The following is a 14,120-nucleotide window of genomic DNA, read 5'->3' as shown; positions in this document are numbered from 1 at the left end:
TATTGTTACAGTTACGGTTACGATACAGCTAAAAACTCCAGTCCACCACATCCCTGAGGCGCCATTGCCGGCGCAGTGTCGCCAGCCCTTCCGTGTGCAGTTGCGACACGCGGCTCTTGCCGATCCCCAGGTGGGTGGCGATCTCGTCGAAGCCGCGCTGCTCCAGGTAGTGCCAGCTCAACACCTTGCGCTGCCGTTCACCCAGGCCGGCCAGCATCTCCTTCAGCCGCGCGCGCAGTTGGCGCACTTCGACGCCGTCGTACGCCTGCTCGACGTAAGCCGCATCGGCGTCGCGCACCATGCCCGTGCCCTCCAGCGCAAAACCGAGCGCCAGGCCGACGGCCAGGTCGGCCAGGTGGGCGAACAGCGCCGCCGGATCGTCGCGCAGCGGCGCCGCCTGCAGGCTGCCATCCAGGCGGTCGGACAACACCTTGCGCCTTGCCGCCACCTGTTCCTGCACCTCGGAATACGAGGCGATGCCCGTCAGGATCGCGCCATTGATGCGCAGCGCGGCAAAGGTCTCGAAGCGCGCGCCCTGCCGCGCGTCATAGCGGTCGACCGATTCCATCAGGCCCAGGCGGGCATACTGCAGGTAGTCGTCGAATTCCAGTTCGCGAAACGTGCGCCGCGCGTACAGCCGCGCGGCGAGCATGCGCGCGAACTCCAGGTAGTGCTTGACCAGCTGCTGGCGTACGCTTTCGTCGCGGCCATGGCCGAACGCCGCCCACAAGGCGGTCGCCTCGTCCGCCTTCGCGTTCGCGCTGTCGGGCAGCATGGCCAATGCACTCATGGTTGTCCGGCCGGGTCAGGAGAACGTTCCCAGCAGGGCCCGCACGACCAGGTTCCAGCCGTCCATCAGCACAAACATCAGGATCTTCAGCGGCAGCGAGATCGATGCCGGCGGCACCATCATCATCCCCAGCGCCATCAGGGCGCTCGAGACGATCAGGTCGACCAGCAGGAACGGCAGGAAGATCACGAAGCCGATCTGGAATGCGGCGCGCAGCTCGGACAACATGAAGGCCGGGATCAGCTGCACCAGGCTGATGTCGTCCATGCTGGCGGGCCGCTCCGCCTTGGCCAGCTCCACCATCAGCGCCAGGTCCTGTTCGCGGGTCTGGCGCACCATGAATTCGCGCAGCGGCGCCACACCCACCGTGGCCGCCTTTTCGGGCGCCAGCTTGCCCGCCAGGTAAGGCTGCAGTGCCTCGCCGTTGATCTTCTGCAGCACCGGCGACATCGTAAACAACGTCAGGAACAGCGCCAGGCTGATGACGACCGTGTTCGGCGGCGTTTCCTGCATGCCCAGCGCATGGCGCAGCATCGACAGCACGATGACGATGCGGATGAACGCCGTCATCGACATCAGGATGGCCGGCGCCAGGCTCAGGACCGTCAGGCCGAGCAGCACCTTCAGCGCCGTCGAGACCTCCGCCGTGCCGCCGCCGGCCTGCACCCGCAGGCCCGGCATCGCAAACAGGGGTTCGGCGGCGCTGGCCGCACCGGCGCACAGCAGGAGCAACAGCGTCAGGCCAAAGGCCAGCCAGCCGGCGCGGTTCTTGTGTGGCAGCGGATACGTCACGCGGCCTCCGGACCCGATGGTGCCGTCTTGACCGGCGTCGCCGGCGCGGCCGGCGTGCTGGCCACGCACGTGACGCCATGCTCGCCCTGCGCCAGCAGGTAGCGGGTGCCGTCGAATTCGACGACCGACAGCAACGCGCGCGGTCCCAGCCGCGCCGATTCCAGCACGCGCAGCGAGCGCGTCCCCGTGGCCTGCCCCGTGTGCAGGTTCAGGCGCCGGCGCAGGAACAGCACGACCGCGATCGCCAGCAGCGACAGCACCAGCACGCCGAGGCCGCCGCTGGCCAGCGTGCTGCCGGCCACGCCGTCGTCGCGCTTGAACGGAATCGCGGCCTGCGTCGCCTGCGTGGGCGCGGCGGCGGGGGACTGCTGCGGGTTCATGCCTTGCCTGCCGCCACTTCGGTAATACGGATGCCGAAGTTGTCGTCGACGGCAACCAGTTGGCCGCGCGCCACCACGTTGCCGTTCAGGAGCAGGTCCACGGGGGTATCGGCGCCCCGGTCGATCTTCAGTACCGACGCTTCCTTCAGCGCCAGCAGTTCGGCCACCGTCGTCTCGACATTGCCGACGGCGACGGTCAGGCGGACCGGAACGCTGTCCAGCAGGTGCAGGTTGCCGCCCAGGATCGATGCGCCGCCCGAGGGCTGGTGCTGGAATTCGGACAGTTCGATGATATGGGTCTGCGCGTTGGCATCCCGGCTGTTAGAGGTCATGCTTTACTCCAGAAGATTGGTCGCCCGCCACGATGTCGAGCGCAAGTTGTCGTTCGCTGGTGCCCAGGTAGCCGCGCAGCAGCACGGCGCCGTCGGGGCCCGCGACGGCCAGCGGCTGGTCGGCCAGGGTGTCGAGCCGGATCACGTCGCCGGGCGCAAGGCTCAGCAGGCTGCCCAGGCCGACGCTGGCCTGCCCGGCAGCTACCGCCAGGCGCACCGGCTGGTCGCCCAGCAGCGCGGGATAGTCCAGCGCCGCCAGCGGTGCGGCCGCGGCGGGCCGCGCGCCGCCAAGGCGCAATACGCTGTCGTGCCCCAGCAGGCACCAGCAGGCGTGCCGGTCCAGCCGGATTTCCGCCAGCACGGCACCGGAGCCGTGCTGGCGCATCGCTGCCGGCACGTCCGCCGCGTCGCCCGCGAACGGCACCTCGTTGTCCAGCAGTGCGCGCCCCAGCACGGCGGCCAGGGCATCCAGCGCGGCGCTGGCCGCAGCGGCAGCCAGCGTCGCTGCGCCGGTATGGGGACCGACCTGGCGGTCGGGCGGGAACAGCAGGCGTTGCAAGGATCCGCGCAGCTCGTTGTCCCAGCCCAGCCACATGCTCTCGGCGCCGCTTTGCAGGCTGCCGCGCCAGGCTGGCGCGGCCGACTGTTCCCAGGCGCGATGGCACGTCACCACGAAGGCCGACGCATCGACACCCCAGTCGCGGCACCAGGTCGCCACGGCCGATTCGCATTGCGCCCGCACCGCGGCCAGTACCGCCGCACCCAGCAGGGCGTAAGGACGAACGCTCATCAGCGGCCTTTCATGTCGAACAGCTGCTGGATCATGTCGTTGGCCGTGCTGATCACGTGCGACGAGGCCTGGTAGCCGCGCTGCATCAGGATCAGGTTGCCGAACTCCTCGGCCAGGTCGACGTTGGAGCCCTCGCGGTGGCCGGGTGCGAGCGTGCCGAACGACTCGGCGCCGGCGTAGCCGTAACGCACTTCGGCGTTGCCGGCCTTCTCGAACACGCCACCGGCCAGCTCCTTCAGGTCATCCTCGGTGCGGAACTCGGCCAGCGCCAGACGCGCACCCTTGGCGGTCTGGTTGTTCGAATAGCGCACGGTGACGGTACCGTCGCTACTGATGGCCTGGTCGACCAGCACGCCGGCCGCATAACCGTCCTGCGACCCCAATGCCAGCGTCGTGGCGGTCTGCAGCGACGTCACGTTCTGCGAGAAATCCAGCTTGACGTCGAATGCCGTCACGTTCTTGGCCTTGTACGTGAACTTGAACGAATCGCTGCCGGCGACAGGGAAGCCGCCGGCGAACTTCACGGTGCCGGTGCCGAGGACCGTCGCGGTCGTGCTGCCGCCGGTACCCGCGGTGGCGGCCGGCTCGGTCACGGTGACGGTGAAGGTGCCATCCGCCATGTCCTTGAAAGCCAGGTCCACCGTGTGCGGCAGGCCCGCCTTGTCGTAGATCGTCAGCCCCTTCAGCGCGGCATCGACCGGTGGCACGGCGATGGTCGAGGTCAGGTTGCCGCTCAGCTTGATGGTTTCGGTGGCATGCGGCACGCTGCGCGACAAGTCCGCCAGCGTCACGTCGGCCAGCTTGCCGTCCTTGCCGAGCCCCTGCACCTTGTCGCCCACGCCATTGACCAGGATGTTGTCCTTGTCGAAGCGGAAGTCGCCGGTGCGCGTGTACAGCAGCTTGTCGTCGCGCTTGACGGTGTACAGGCCATTGCCGTTGATCGCCAGGTCGAGCGGGTTGCCGGTACCCTGGTCGACGCCGGTGCGGAAGCTCAGCTTCGTGCCCAGCGACTGGACCCCGCCGCCGTGGTTGGCCTGCTCGCGCGGCGCGTACTGGCCGCCGCCGCCCTGCTCGAACAGGGCGCCGAACTGCAGCTGCGAGCTCTTGAAGCCGGGCGTGTTGACGTTGGCGAGGTTGTTGCCGACGACTTTCAGCCCCTTCGAATGCGTCGTCAGGCCCGACGTGCCGATCTGGATGGTATCGAACATGATTGCTCCTTAGCGGATATTGACGACCTGGGACAGGCTGATGTTGTTCTGGAACGCGTTGCTGGCGGTCGTGATCGTCATCATCGGCGAGCCGCTGCTGAGATCGAGCGCCGTGACCCGGCCGGAGACCAGGATGCCGTTCAGGTTGACGTCGACCGTGCGGCCCAGCATGCCGACGGATTGCAGCGACGACTGCACGCCCAGCAGGTTGTCGATCTTGACGTTCAGCTGGCGGCTCTGCTCGAGCGTCGCGAACTGCGCGATCTGGGCGACGAACTCCTCGTTGTCCACCGGCTTGAGCGGGTCCTGGTTGTTCAATTGCGCTGTCAGGATCTTGAGGAAGTCCTGGATGCTGATGTTGGACGACTGCGAAGCCGTGCCCGCGCCGATGGCGGCGCTGGAAGTGATGGCCATCAGATGGCTCCTTTCTGTTCAATCGAGGACCGGCGAGCTGCCGGTGCCGCCTGCGCCAGCGCAGACCCCTCCTCTTCGTATTGCTCGTAGGCGGACGCGGCGCCGAGCGGCAGCCGGCGGCCGTTGATGGTCAGGGCGGCCAGGCGTGTGCCGCTGCCGCCCAGTTCCGCCGCGAGCGCCTGCGCCACGGCACGCATCTGGGCGCCCGTCAGCTCGGCGTCGCGAATATAGGCCTGCACGCCGTCCTCCCCATGGAACAGGTGCAGCAGGTTCCTGCTGTATTCCTCGCCGGGCGCCGCCTCGTCCGCGCCCGCGCCGGCCTGCATGGGCGCTTCCGGCATGCTTTCGGCCTGCGGCGCTGCGTTGGCCAGGCCGAATGCCAGGCCTAGTCCGGCGCGCGCCAGGGCCACGCCGGCCGTGCCGCTGGGCGCTGCCGGTTCCGCGCCCCCCGCTGCCAGGATGGCGGCGACAGGGGCCGCGGACGGCATCGGACCTGTCGCCAGCATGGTCGGCACGATAGCGCCTGCGGCGCCCGCCAACGCGGGTTCCGCGCCGTCCTGTGCGCCTGGCGTCCCGACTGCGACACCGGGGCCGTGCCGCGCCGCCAGTTCGCCCGTTGCGGTATCGGCTGCGTGACCGTGCGTGGCGGCGGTCCCGGTGGTGGCTTGCTTGCCAGCCGTGCCGTCGCTGCGTGACGCGGCGGCCGGCGCGGCCTGAGGGCCCTGCACCGCCGCCTGGGCGGCCGGTCGCGCCGCTGCCGGCGCAGTCGACGCGGCTGCCTCGGCCGCCTCAGGCACGGGCTGCTGCGCCGTGTCGATTGGCCGCTGGCCCGGCTGCTGCGCGAGCATTGCCTGCTCCAGTTCCGCCATCCAGCGCTGCTGGCGCGCGCCGGCATGCTGCCGGTCGAAGCGTGCCGTGGCCGGCGCCAGCGCGGCCGATGTTTCAACAGTCGAGTTCATGCTCCGTTCCCCTTGCTTGCAAGACGCTCCAGTGATCGTCCGCCAATTTGAAATCCTCGCTTCCCTGCGCGCGCCGGAAGGCGGCACGCTGGTCGTCGCGGTGCTCTTCCACCGCATCCAGCGCGCGCCGCGCAGCTGCCACCTGGGCCGCCGTGTCGTCGCGCTGCCGTTCCAATACCGCCAGCTGGCGTGCCATCGCATCGACCCGGACGGCACCGTCGTACAGGTAGCGCCCCAGTACCGCCATGCGCTCCAGCGCCAGGGTCTGGCCGGCGGCCTGGCCGGCCAGCCAGTCCTGGCGTGCCTGCTCCAGTTGCGCGCGCAACTGCTGCAACGCCGTGCTGGCCCGCGTCACCGCCTCGTTGTGCCGCGCCAGCGTGGCCAGCAACTCGTCCAGCGCCCATTGCCGCGTCAGGCGCAGCGGCTCGAGGGCGTAGCGAAAGCGCTTGCTCATGCCGCTGCCGTCCCGACCAGCTGGCGCAGCTGCGCCATCGACGCGGTACGCTGGGCCAGTTGCTCGACCGGCTGGCGCAGGAAGGCGCGCAACGCGGGAAACAGCTCCACCGCCTTGTCGATGGCCGGATTGCTGCCGGCGCGATAGGCGCCCATGTCCAGCATCTGGCGATTGCGCTCGTAGGTGGCCAGCAGTTCGACGGCCGTCGCCATCGTGGCGCGCTCGCCGGCATCGGTCAGCGCCGATGCCAGCCGGCTGGCGCTTTGCAGCACGTCGATCGCCGGGAAATGTCCTTCGTGCGCCAGTTCGCGCGTCAGCATGATGTGGCCGTCCAGCGTGGCCCGCACGATGTCCGAGACCGGCTCGTTGAAGTCATCGCCCTCCACCAGCACGGTGTACAGCGCCGAGATCGCACCGCCCGAATCGGTGGCGCCGCAGCGTTCGCACAGTGCCGGGATATCGGTAAACACGGACGGGGTATAGCCACGCGCGGTCGGCGGCTCGCCTGCCGCCAGGCCGATCTCGCGCCGCGCCATCGCGAAGCGGGTCAGCGAGTCCATCATCAGCAGCACCTGCTTGCCCTCGTCGCGGAAGTACTCGGCGATCGCCGTGGCGGCGTGCGCGGCGCGCAGCCGCACCAGGGCCGGCTGGTCCGACGTGGCCACCAGCACGACGCTGCGGCGCAGCCCCTCCTCGCCCAGCTGGCTTTCGACGAACTCGCGCACTTCGCGGCCCCGCTCGCCGATCAGGGCGATGACGTTGACGTCCGTGTTGACCCGCTGCGCCAGCATGCCCAGCAGCGTGCTCTTGCCGACGCCACTGCCCGCGAAGATGCCGACACGCTGGCCGCAGCCCAGCGGCAGCAGGCTGTCGATGGCACGTACGCCCGTTTCCAGCAGGCGGTCGATGGGCGGCCGCGTCAGCGGATTGATTGGCGGCGCGTACAGGCTGCGGGTCGTCAGCGGCTGGGGCGGCGCGCCACCGTCCAGCGGTACGCCGAACGGGTCAATCACACGCCCCAGCAGCGCCGCACCGACGCCGATGCCGGGCGGGCTGCCGCTTGCCACCACATCCATGCCGGCCGCGACGCCGCGCGGATCGCCATACGGCATCAGCAGCACGCGCCCCGGCCGCAGGCCCACCACCTCGGCCAGCAGGCGGGTACCGGGTGCCACGGCCAGCTCGCACAGTTCGCCCAGCGCCGCATCGGGGCCGGAGGCCTCGATGCTGTGTCCCGCCACCGCCAGCACCTTGCCGCTGCGCCGGGTCAGCTCGGCCGAGCGCACCGCGTCCAGGTAAGCCTGCATCGTCATACCTCCGCGGCGCGCGCGGCGCGTGCCGCCAACAGCGCGGCGCGCAAGCGCTCGAGCTGCAGCTCCAGGCGCGCATCCAGGCTGCCATGGCCGCCCTCGACGATGCAGCCGCCCAGTTCCACCCGTTCGTCGGCCAGCAGGGCCCAGCTGTGCTGTTCGCCCGCCTGCGGGGCCAGCCACGCGACATCGTCCGGATGCAGGCGCACGCGTACGCCATCCGCCTCGCGTACCTGCGCGACGGCAGTGCGGACCTGCGCCAGTGCGCCGGCCCGGCTGCTCGCCGCGGCGCCGGCGAGCCGGCAGATGGCGGCATACGCCACCTCCACCAGCATGTCTTCGTGCCCGGCCAGCAGGCGCTCGCGGGCCTCGGCCGCCTGCGCGACGATGTCCTCCAGCTGCGCCAGGTGGCGTGCCATGGCGGCATCGACGCCGGCCCTGCCCTCGGCCGTGCCGCTGGCTAAGCCTTCCTCGTAACCGCGGCTGGCCGCTTCGTCACGTGCGCTGGCGCAGGCGGCATCGAGGGCCGCACGGTCGCGCTGCAATGCTTCCTCGCGCAGGACCAGGTCGGCCGCCGCTGCCGCCAGTTGCTCCTGCCCGGTGGCTTGCTCGGCCTGCCAGCGCTCGTGCTGTGCCTGCGCATCCGCCAGCACCTGGCGGGCGCGCGCCAGTTCGGCTTCGGCGGCAGCCGCCAGTTCGGCCGGCGTCGGACCGGAGGGTGGCGCCGCCTGCGGCGATTCCCCAAGTTCCGGCAGCACGGCGACGGCCGGTCTGACGGACTCGACGGGCTCGACGGCCACGGCCGGACCGATGGATGCGGCTGGCGCCACCGTGGCGGCACTGCCGTCCGGGCGACGCAGCGGGCGCGGTATCGCCGTCAACGCGGCGGCGCGGATTATCGGGTCCATGGCAACCTGACCAGGCGCCACCACGGCGCACGAGCCACCGGCTGGGCGGCCGGGGCGCGGATCGGCAGGCGTTGCAGGCGTGCCGCCACCGCGCTGCGCAGGAACGCCGCGCGCGCAGGCGCGACAGCCGCCGTCGGCGCTGCCGCATGCAACTGCTCGCGCCGCGCCGACGTCTGCAGCGCCAGGTATTCGCCCCGCCATGCCCACGGCTCGACCGACAGCAATTGCGCCACCAGCGAGGCCGGCTCGCCTTCCAGTACGGTGTTGACGCTGGCCGCGGCTGCGGCGCCCAGGGTGTCGACCGGGGTATCGTTGGCGGCCGGCGGCACGGCATCGGCCGGCTGGCGCGGCAGCAGGTCGGTCGCGGCACCGGTATCGAAGCCCAGCTCATCGAGCTCGTTCAGGTAGTCGCGCAGGACGGTGCGGTCCTGCTCCGGCAGCTCGGCCAGGATCAGCGTGCGGTCGGCCTCGGCCAGCGCATGCAAAGCCACCGCCGCGCGGCGATACCCGCTCATTTGCGCACCTCGCCGGTGACGACCGGTGCTTGCTCGATCCATTGGCGGATGTCGGCCACCATGCGTGCGCGTTCTTCCGTGCCAAGGCGGACCGGGGCCACGACCACCGCCGGCCGGCGGGCCCGCAGCAGGTAGACCAGGCCGGCCAGCAGCACCAGCGCCGTCAAGGCAGCCAGTGCGACCGCGACCGGTCCCATGTCCTGCCGCGCCGGTACCGGTGCTTCGGTCTGTACCGGCCCGGCCGCGGGTACCGCTTCGGCCGCGGATGGCGCGCCCACCTGCTGGAACTGCGCCATCGGATAGACAACGATGGCGTCGCCACGCGCCTCGTTATAGCCGACGGCGAGCATCACGACTTCCTTCAGCTTGGCCACCTGGTCTTCCGTCAGCGGCTGGCGCATCAGCACGGCGACCGTCATGCGGCGGATGCCACCGCTGGCGGGCACCAGCTGCTCGACCCGGCGGCCGACCTGGTAGTCGGACTCGGTACTGCTGTTGCCGCCGGCGCGGGGTGGCGCCCCGGCCGACAGGTCGCCGGCCTCGCTGGACGTGTGGCGTTCACGCACGATGACACCGGCCGGCCCGCCCTCGGCCGCCTGGCCCTTGGCGGGCAGCACTTCCTCGGTGGTGATGCGGCTCTGGTCGAGGTTCAGCGCGACATCGATACTCGCGACGGCAACGCCGGCGCCAAAGCTGCGGTCCAGCACTTCGGTGACTTTTTTCGCGAGATAGCTCTCCGTGCCACGCTTGGCCTCCAGTCCCGCGCCGCTGCTGTCCGCCGCGGCATCGGCGCTGACGGGGCGCGTCAGTGCCACGCCGTGCTGGTCGAGCACCGTCACGTCGCCGCTGGCGATGTCCGGCACGGAAGCGGCGACCAGGCGCTGGATGCCGGTGACCTGCTCCGGTGCCAGCGTGCGGTCTTTCTTCATCGTCAGCGTCACCGAGGCCTTCGGCCGCGTCAACGCCTTCTTGAACAAGCCTTGCTCGGGGATCGCCAGGTGGACCCGCGCCGCCTGCACGTCCTCGATCGCCAGGATCGTGCGGGTCAATTCGCCCTGGATGGCGCGCTGGTAGTTGACCTTCTGGACGAATTCCGTCATGCCAAAGTCGGCGTTGTTGAATACCTCGAAGCCGACGGCACCATGCAGCGGCATCTGGTTACCCATCAGCTTCAGGCGCGTCTTGTAGACGATTTCCTGCGGTACCAGGATCGTGGTGCCGTTGTCGGCCAGGCGGTACGGTACCTTCTGCTTGTCCAGTTCCGCCGTCATCGCGGCCGCGTCGGCCGTCGAGACGTCCGCGAACAGCACCTGGTAGTCGGCACGATAGGCCCAGATGCCGAGGCCCACCGTGAGGCACGCGATCAGCACGACCCCGGCTGCGATGCCGATCCGGGCCCGCGGGGCCAACGCTTTCCAGCTTTCTGCTATCACCATTTACTCCTAGACCTGCATCCGCATCACTTCCTGGTACGCGTCCAGCAAGCGGTTTCTTACCTGGGCCAGCAACTGGAAGGACAGGCGCGCCTCTTCCAGGTGGATCATCACTTCGTGCAGGCTCGGGCCGCCACCGGCCGCCACCTGGCGCACTTCGTTGTCGGCCTTGACGAGCGTGTCGTTGACCGAGTCGATGCCGCGGGTGACCATGTCGCCGAAGCCGGGGGCCGGCTGCTGCACGGTGGCCGGTGGCAGGAAGCCGTCCACGGCCGGCGTGGCGGCCGGCAGGATGGCCGACAGTCCGGCCGTCAGGCTGACGGGTTCGATGCTCATTGCTGGCCTCCGATATCGAGGGCGCGCGCGGCCATCGTGCGCGCCGCGTTCATGGCCGTGACGTTGGCCTCATACGCGCGCAGCGCCGTATTGAGCGTGACCATTTCGGTGACGTTGTCCACGCCCGGATACGCCACCATGCCCTTGGCATTGGCGTAGGGGTGGCCAGGCTCGTACACCATGCGCGGCGCCACGTTCTGCAGCACGACCGTGGTCTGCACGCCGGCCATGGCACCGGCCAGCTGGCCGAACTGCTGGCTGAAGCTGACCGTCTGCGTGACCACCCGCTGCGGGCGGTAGACCTGCTCGGCCGAGGTACCGGCCGCGTGCATGTTCGCCAGGTTCAGGGCCGTGACGTCCAGCCGCAGCTTTTCCGCGGCCATGCCGGCGGCGCTGATCTGGAAAGCGGCGCGGTAGTCCATCAGCGCTTCCCTTCGTTGACGGCGGTGCTGAGCAGGCTCATATGCTTGTTCAGTACCTTGAGCAGCGCCTGCTGCTGCAGCGTGTTGTCCGACAGGGCCGCCACTTCCATGTCCAGCGCCACCGGATCGCCGGGCTTGCCCACCGGTTCCAGCATCGGCCGCAGGTCGCGCAGCGAGGCGAGCGACGGCGTGCCGCCCTGCTTCAGCGTGTTCTGCAAGGCGCCCAGGTGGGTCTCGAAGCTGACGCCGATGCGCTGGTAGCCCGGCGTATTGGCGTTGGCGATGTTCTGCGCGATGGCGCGCTGGCGCAGCGCCGTGGCGTCGAGCGCCATGCTCAACAGTCCGACGGTGCTCTGATCGATGAATGACACTGTGTGCTCCGAAAAATAGAATGACGTGGGGCGCGTTACTGCACCACCAGCTCCGCATGCAGCGCGCCGGCGGCCTTCGCCGCGCGCAGGATGGAGATGATGTCGCGGGTATTGATCTTGATGCGGGCCAGCGACTGCACCAGGTCGGCCACCGTGGTGCCGGGCACGCTGACGAAACCGGCGCTATTGCGCTCCTGGACATCGACCTGGCTGTTCGACACGATCGCCGTGCGGATGCCGCCGCCGCCCTGGCCGATCAACAGCGGCTGCGATACCGTTTTGTCGGTGGCGATGGTGACCTTCAGGTCGCCCTGCGACACGGCGACGCGGGCGATGCGCACGTCGCCGCCCGAGACGATGGTGCCCGTGCGTTCGTTGATGACGACCTTGGCGCGCCGGTCCGGTTCGACCGTCACGTTCTCCACGGCCATCAGGAAGTCGTTCAGGCGCGCGCGGCGGCCGTCCGGGATGCGGATCGCGATGCCGGCCGCATCCTGCGCGACCGCCAGCGACTCGCCCAGCTGCTGGTTGATGGCATTGGCGACGCGGCTGGCCGTCGTGATGTCCGGCTCGGCCAGCACGAAGGTCAGGCCCTTGCCGCCTTGCGTCACGTCGGACAGCACCGTCTGCTCGACGGTCGCGCCACCCGGAATGGCTGCCACCGTCGGGTGATTCTTCTGCACGACGTTGCCGTTCATGTCGTATTTGTAACCGCCCACGGACACCGGGCCCTGGGCCAGCGCGTAGATCTTGCCGTCCGCCGCTTTCAACGGCGCCAGGATCAGGGCGCCGCCGACCAGGCTGCGCGCGTCGCCGATCGACGTGATCGTCACGTCCACCGTATCGCCCGCACGTGCGAACGGCGGCAGGCTGGCCGTCACCATCACGGCGGCCACGTTGCGGCTTTGCACGTCGTCGGCCACGATGGTCATGTCGAATCGCGCCAGCATGTTGGCGATCGACTGGCGCGTGGCCTTGTTGCGCGACGAGTCGCCGGTACCGGCCAGGCCGGTGACGAGGCCGTAGCCCGTCAGCGCGTTCTCGCGCCAGCCGCCGACCTTGCCCAGGTCCTTGATGCGGATGCCTTCGGCGTGCGCGCCGGCGGAAATGGCCAGCGCCAGCGCCAGCAGGAGGGAGCGCCACATGATCACAATCCAAACATCGTCAACAGGCGCTGCCACCAGGCCGGCCGCTGCGCATTGGCCAGGTCACCCTGGCCGGCATAGCTGATTTTCGCGTTGGCGATCCGCGTCGACAGCACCACGTTGGCATCGGAGACGTCCTGGGGCCGGATGCGGCCCTCGACGCGGATCTGCTGGCGCTCGTCGTTGATGTCCAGCAGCTGCTCGCCGGCGACCAGCAGGTCGCCACGTTCCGTGATGGCCGTGATGGCCACGGTGATCTGCGCCAGCACGCGCCCTTCGCGCGCGGTGCGCCCGCCTCCGTCGACCTGGTTGTTGGTGCCCAGCGCGCCGCTGTAGTTCTTGCCCGGCAGGCGCGTGGTCCAGCCGACCGCCGCGTCGCGGCCGGCCGTCGTGTTGGCGGTCGTGCTGGCGCTCGCGCTTTCGTACACCATCACGGTGATCAGGTCGCCTACCTGGCGTGGCCGCAGGTCCGACGTGTAGGGTTGGTAGGTGGATGGCTGGTACAAGCTGGTCGCGGCGGCAGCGCCAACGATCCAGTACATGCCTGCCGCCACGATTTTTCTGAAGAGGTTCATATTAGTTTTCATCCATTGCCACCAAATGGGTGCCGATCACCCTGGCCTTTACGACCGCTTCGCCGCCGGCCGGCAGCACCCGCAGCACGGCACCCGCCACCCCGTCCTCCTGGGCCACCGCGGCCGACTCGATGCGGATCGCCCCCGCCGTGACGAGCAGCGTGACCCGATCGCCGCGCCGTATCGCGCCCGTCGGCACCAGCTGTTCGCGCAGCAGCACTTCGCCCTCGGCCACGGCCGTGCGCAGGCGCCAGTGCTCGCCGACCGCCGGTGCCGCGGCAGGCTGGCCGGCCAGCGCCAGCACTTCCTGCCGCACCAAGCGGACGTCGTCGGCGCCGACTTGTGCATCGACCGGCAAGGACCGCCGGGCCAGCGCCACCGTACGCCACGCCTTGGCCTGCATCGGCAGCGCCACCGACCGATAGACCGCCCCGTCGACCAGCACGTCGATCCATGCCGTCGTGCGGGGCCGCAGCGGCCCGGCTGTTTCCCGTGGCCGCAGTTCCAGGCGGCCATCGGCGACTTGCACATCCGTCACTGTGCCGACTGGCGTGAGTTCGATCTCGTCGTACTCGCGGCCGTAGCGCGCCGCGAGGCCCTTACGGGCGACGTCCGCCAGCTCGCTGCCCGCCACCAGCGTGCCTGCGCGTCGCACGATGACGCGCGCCGCACCGCGCCAGTCCAGCACCAGCCCGGCCGCGAGCGGCCGCGCCAGCACGGCCGCCTCGATCGCGGCGCGGCTGAAATCCTGCGCGTAACCGACCAGCGGCGCAGGCCCCAGGCGCACGGCCCCCAACGCCTGCCGCTGCCGCGCATCGGCGCCTTCGATGGCGGCGACGTCGGCCAACAGCACATCCTTGCCTCGTACCGTCGCCGCGGCGCGCAGGTCGAGCGCCACCGTGGCACCCTGCGCCAGGGCGCAACCCGCCCACAGCGCCAAGGGCGCCAGTGCCAGCTTCCAGCTCATAAGGGGACGGGGACGGCGC

The 14,120-nt window shown here is 69.9% G+C and carries 19 protein-coding genes; all 19 read right to left on the bottom strand.

Annotated features, from left to right (window positions below; translation table 11 throughout):
- Nucleotides 1-28: 28 nt before the first annotated feature.
- From PX653_RS26265 to flgA, 19 genes are read right to left on the bottom strand one after another with little or no spacing between them, the layout of a single operon-like run.
- The gene (locus tag PX653_RS26265; protein ID WP_277415576.1) at nt 29-790 is read right to left on the bottom strand and encodes a sigma-70 family RNA polymerase sigma factor; all 762 of its coding nucleotides are present in this window, start codon (nt 788-790) and stop codon (nt 29-31) included.
- Nucleotides 791-805: 15 nt separating this feature from the next.
- Entirely contained in the window at nt 806-1,582 is a 777-nt protein-coding gene (gene fliP / locus PX653_RS26260; protein WP_277415575.1) for a flagellar type III secretion system pore protein FliP, read from the bottom strand.
- On the bottom strand, nt 1,579-1,962 hold the full coding sequence (locus PX653_RS26255; RefSeq protein ID WP_277415574.1) for a flagellar biosynthetic protein FliO: 384 nt from the start codon (nt 1,960-1,962) through the stop codon (nt 1,579-1,581). Before PX653_RS26255 ends, fliP begins: the two co-directional genes overlap by 4 nt.
- Entirely contained in the window at nt 1,959-2,294 is a 336-nt protein-coding gene (locus tag PX653_RS26250) for a FliM/FliN family flagellar motor switch protein (protein ID WP_277415573.1), read from the bottom strand. Before PX653_RS26250 ends, PX653_RS26255 begins: the two co-directional genes overlap by 4 nt.
- Entirely contained in the window at nt 2,284-3,084 is an 801-nt protein-coding gene (locus PX653_RS26245) for a FliM/FliN family flagellar motor C-terminal domain-containing protein (protein WP_277415572.1), read from the bottom strand. The genes PX653_RS26250 and PX653_RS26245 overlap by 11 nt, the downstream gene beginning before the upstream one ends.
- Complete coding sequence (locus PX653_RS26240) at nt 3,084-4,292, bottom strand: flagellar hook protein FlgE (protein WP_277415571.1); 1,209 nt, start codon at nt 4,290-4,292, stop codon at nt 3,084-3,086. The genes PX653_RS26245 and PX653_RS26240 overlap by 1 nt, the downstream gene beginning before the upstream one ends.
- Before the next feature lie 9 nt (nt 4,293-4,301).
- Nucleotides 4,302-4,706 carry a flagellar hook assembly protein FlgD gene (locus PX653_RS26235; RefSeq protein ID WP_277415570.1) on the bottom strand — a complete coding sequence of 135 codons (405 nt, stop codon included), beginning with the start codon at nt 4,704-4,706 and terminating at the stop codon, nt 4,302-4,304.
- Entirely contained in the window at nt 4,706-5,665 is a 960-nt protein-coding gene (locus PX653_RS26230) for a hypothetical protein (protein ID WP_277415569.1), read from the bottom strand. The genes PX653_RS26235 and PX653_RS26230 overlap by 1 nt, the downstream gene beginning before the upstream one ends.
- Nucleotides 5,649-6,119 (bottom strand): hypothetical protein, encoded by a 471-nt coding sequence (locus tag PX653_RS26225; protein WP_277415568.1) that lies wholly within the window; start codon nt 6,117-6,119, stop codon nt 5,649-5,651. The genes PX653_RS26230 and PX653_RS26225 overlap by 17 nt, the downstream gene beginning before the upstream one ends.
- Nucleotides 6,116-7,426 carry a FliI/YscN family ATPase gene (locus tag PX653_RS26220; protein ID WP_277415567.1) on the bottom strand — a complete coding sequence of 437 codons (1,311 nt, stop codon included), beginning with the start codon at nt 7,424-7,426 and terminating at the stop codon, nt 6,116-6,118. The genes PX653_RS26225 and PX653_RS26220 overlap by 4 nt, the downstream gene beginning before the upstream one ends.
- 2 nt (nt 7,427-7,428) lie before the next feature.
- A complete protein-coding gene (locus PX653_RS26215; RefSeq protein WP_277415566.1) occupies nt 7,429-8,337 on the bottom strand; it encodes a FliH/SctL family protein in 909 nt (302 codons plus the stop codon).
- Nucleotides 8,325-8,852: a hypothetical protein gene (locus tag PX653_RS26210; RefSeq protein WP_277415565.1), complete on the bottom strand. Its 528-nt coding sequence runs from the start codon at nt 8,850-8,852 to the stop codon at nt 8,325-8,327. Before PX653_RS26210 ends, PX653_RS26215 begins: the two co-directional genes overlap by 13 nt.
- Nucleotides 8,849-10,288, bottom strand: coding sequence for a flagellar basal-body MS-ring/collar protein FliF (gene fliF, locus PX653_RS26205; RefSeq protein WP_277415564.1), 1,440 nt, complete (start codon nt 10,286-10,288; stop codon nt 8,849-8,851). The genes PX653_RS26210 and fliF overlap by 4 nt, the downstream gene beginning before the upstream one ends.
- 6 nt (nt 10,289-10,294) lie before the next feature.
- Entirely contained in the window at nt 10,295-10,621 is a 327-nt protein-coding gene (fliE, locus tag PX653_RS26200) for a flagellar hook-basal body complex protein FliE (RefSeq protein ID WP_277415563.1), read from the bottom strand.
- Nucleotides 10,618-11,043: a flagellar basal body rod protein FlgC gene (gene flgC / locus PX653_RS26195; protein ID WP_277415562.1), complete on the bottom strand. Its 426-nt coding sequence runs from the start codon at nt 11,041-11,043 to the stop codon at nt 10,618-10,620. Before flgC ends, fliE begins: the two co-directional genes overlap by 4 nt.
- Nucleotides 11,043-11,414: a flagellar basal body rod protein FlgB gene (gene flgB, locus PX653_RS26190; RefSeq protein ID WP_277415561.1), complete on the bottom strand. Its 372-nt coding sequence runs from the start codon at nt 11,412-11,414 to the stop codon at nt 11,043-11,045. Before flgB ends, flgC begins: the two co-directional genes overlap by 1 nt.
- 35 nt (nt 11,415-11,449) lie before the next feature.
- Complete coding sequence (locus PX653_RS26185; protein WP_277415560.1) at nt 11,450-12,559, bottom strand: flagellar basal body P-ring protein FlgI; 1,110 nt, start codon at nt 12,557-12,559, stop codon at nt 11,450-11,452.
- Nucleotides 12,560-12,561: 2 nt separating this feature from the next.
- Entirely contained in the window at nt 12,562-13,134 is a 573-nt protein-coding gene (locus PX653_RS26180; RefSeq protein ID WP_277415559.1) for a flagellar basal body L-ring protein FlgH, read from the bottom strand.
- Nucleotide 13,135: 1 nt separating this feature from the next.
- Nucleotides 13,136-14,101, bottom strand: a complete 966-nt coding sequence (gene flgA / locus PX653_RS26175) for a flagellar basal body P-ring formation chaperone FlgA (RefSeq protein WP_277415558.1) — start codon at nt 14,099-14,101, stop codon at nt 13,136-13,138.
- Nucleotides 14,102-14,120: the final 19 nt, after the last annotated feature.

The organism is Pseudoduganella chitinolytica, assembly GCF_029028125.1.
In the GTDB taxonomy this organism is placed as follows: Bacteria; Pseudomonadota; Gammaproteobacteria; order Burkholderiales; family Burkholderiaceae_D; genus Rugamonas; species Rugamonas chitinolytica.
This window is presented reverse-complemented; position numbering and strand designations above follow the sequence as displayed.

Excerpts from the sequence above, each read along its gene's own strand:
- PX653_RS26215 (WP_277415566.1), bottom strand. The coding sequence starts at position 8,337 with ATGGACCCGATAATCCGCGCCGCCGCGTTGACGGCGATACCGCGCCCG.
- PX653_RS26235 (WP_277415570.1), bottom strand. The coding sequence starts at position 4,706 with ATGGCCATCACTTCCAGCGCCGCCATCGGCGCGGGCACGGCTTCGCAG.
- flgA (WP_277415558.1), bottom strand. The coding sequence starts at position 14,101 with ATGAGCTGGAAGCTGGCACTGGCGCCCTTGGCGCTGTGGGCGGGTTGC.
- fliE (WP_277415563.1), bottom strand. The coding sequence starts at position 10,621 with ATGAGCATCGAACCCGTCAGCCTGACGGCCGGACTGTCGGCCATCCTG.
- PX653_RS26185 (WP_277415560.1), bottom strand. The coding sequence starts at position 12,559 with ATGTGGCGCTCCCTCCTGCTGGCGCTGGCGCTGGCCATTTCCGCCGGC.
- PX653_RS26225 (WP_277415568.1), bottom strand. The coding sequence starts at position 6,119 with ATGAGCAAGCGCTTTCGCTACGCCCTCGAGCCGCTGCGCCTGACGCGG.
- flgC (WP_277415562.1), bottom strand. The coding sequence starts at position 11,043 with ATGGACTACCGCGCCGCTTTCCAGATCAGCGCCGCCGGCATGGCCGCG.
- PX653_RS26180 (WP_277415559.1), bottom strand. The coding sequence starts at position 13,134 with ATGAACCTCTTCAGAAAAATCGTGGCGGCAGGCATGTACTGGATCGTT.
- PX653_RS26250 (WP_277415573.1), bottom strand. The coding sequence starts at position 2,294 with ATGACCTCTAACAGCCGGGATGCCAACGCGCAGACCCATATCATCGAA.
- PX653_RS26245 (WP_277415572.1), bottom strand. The coding sequence starts at position 3,084 with ATGAGCGTTCGTCCTTACGCCCTGCTGGGTGCGGCGGTACTGGCCGCG.
- PX653_RS26255 (WP_277415574.1), bottom strand. The coding sequence starts at position 1,962 with ATGAACCCGCAGCAGTCCCCCGCCGCCGCGCCCACGCAGGCGACGCAG.
- PX653_RS26230 (WP_277415569.1), bottom strand. The coding sequence starts at position 5,665 with ATGAACTCGACTGTTGAAACATCGGCCGCGCTGGCGCCGGCCACGGCA.
- PX653_RS26220 (WP_277415567.1), bottom strand. The coding sequence starts at position 7,426 with ATGCAGGCTTACCTGGACGCGGTGCGCTCGGCCGAGCTGACCCGGCGC.
- PX653_RS26210 (WP_277415565.1), bottom strand. The coding sequence starts at position 8,852 with ATGAGCGGGTATCGCCGCGCGGCGGTGGCTTTGCATGCGCTGGCCGAG.
- PX653_RS26240 (WP_277415571.1), bottom strand. The coding sequence starts at position 4,292 with ATGTTCGATACCATCCAGATCGGCACGTCGGGCCTGACGACGCATTCG.
- PX653_RS26265 (WP_277415576.1), bottom strand. The coding sequence starts at position 790 with ATGAGTGCATTGGCCATGCTGCCCGACAGCGCGAACGCGAAGGCGGAC.
- fliF (WP_277415564.1), bottom strand. The coding sequence starts at position 10,288 with ATGGTGATAGCAGAAAGCTGGAAAGCGTTGGCCCCGCGGGCCCGGATC.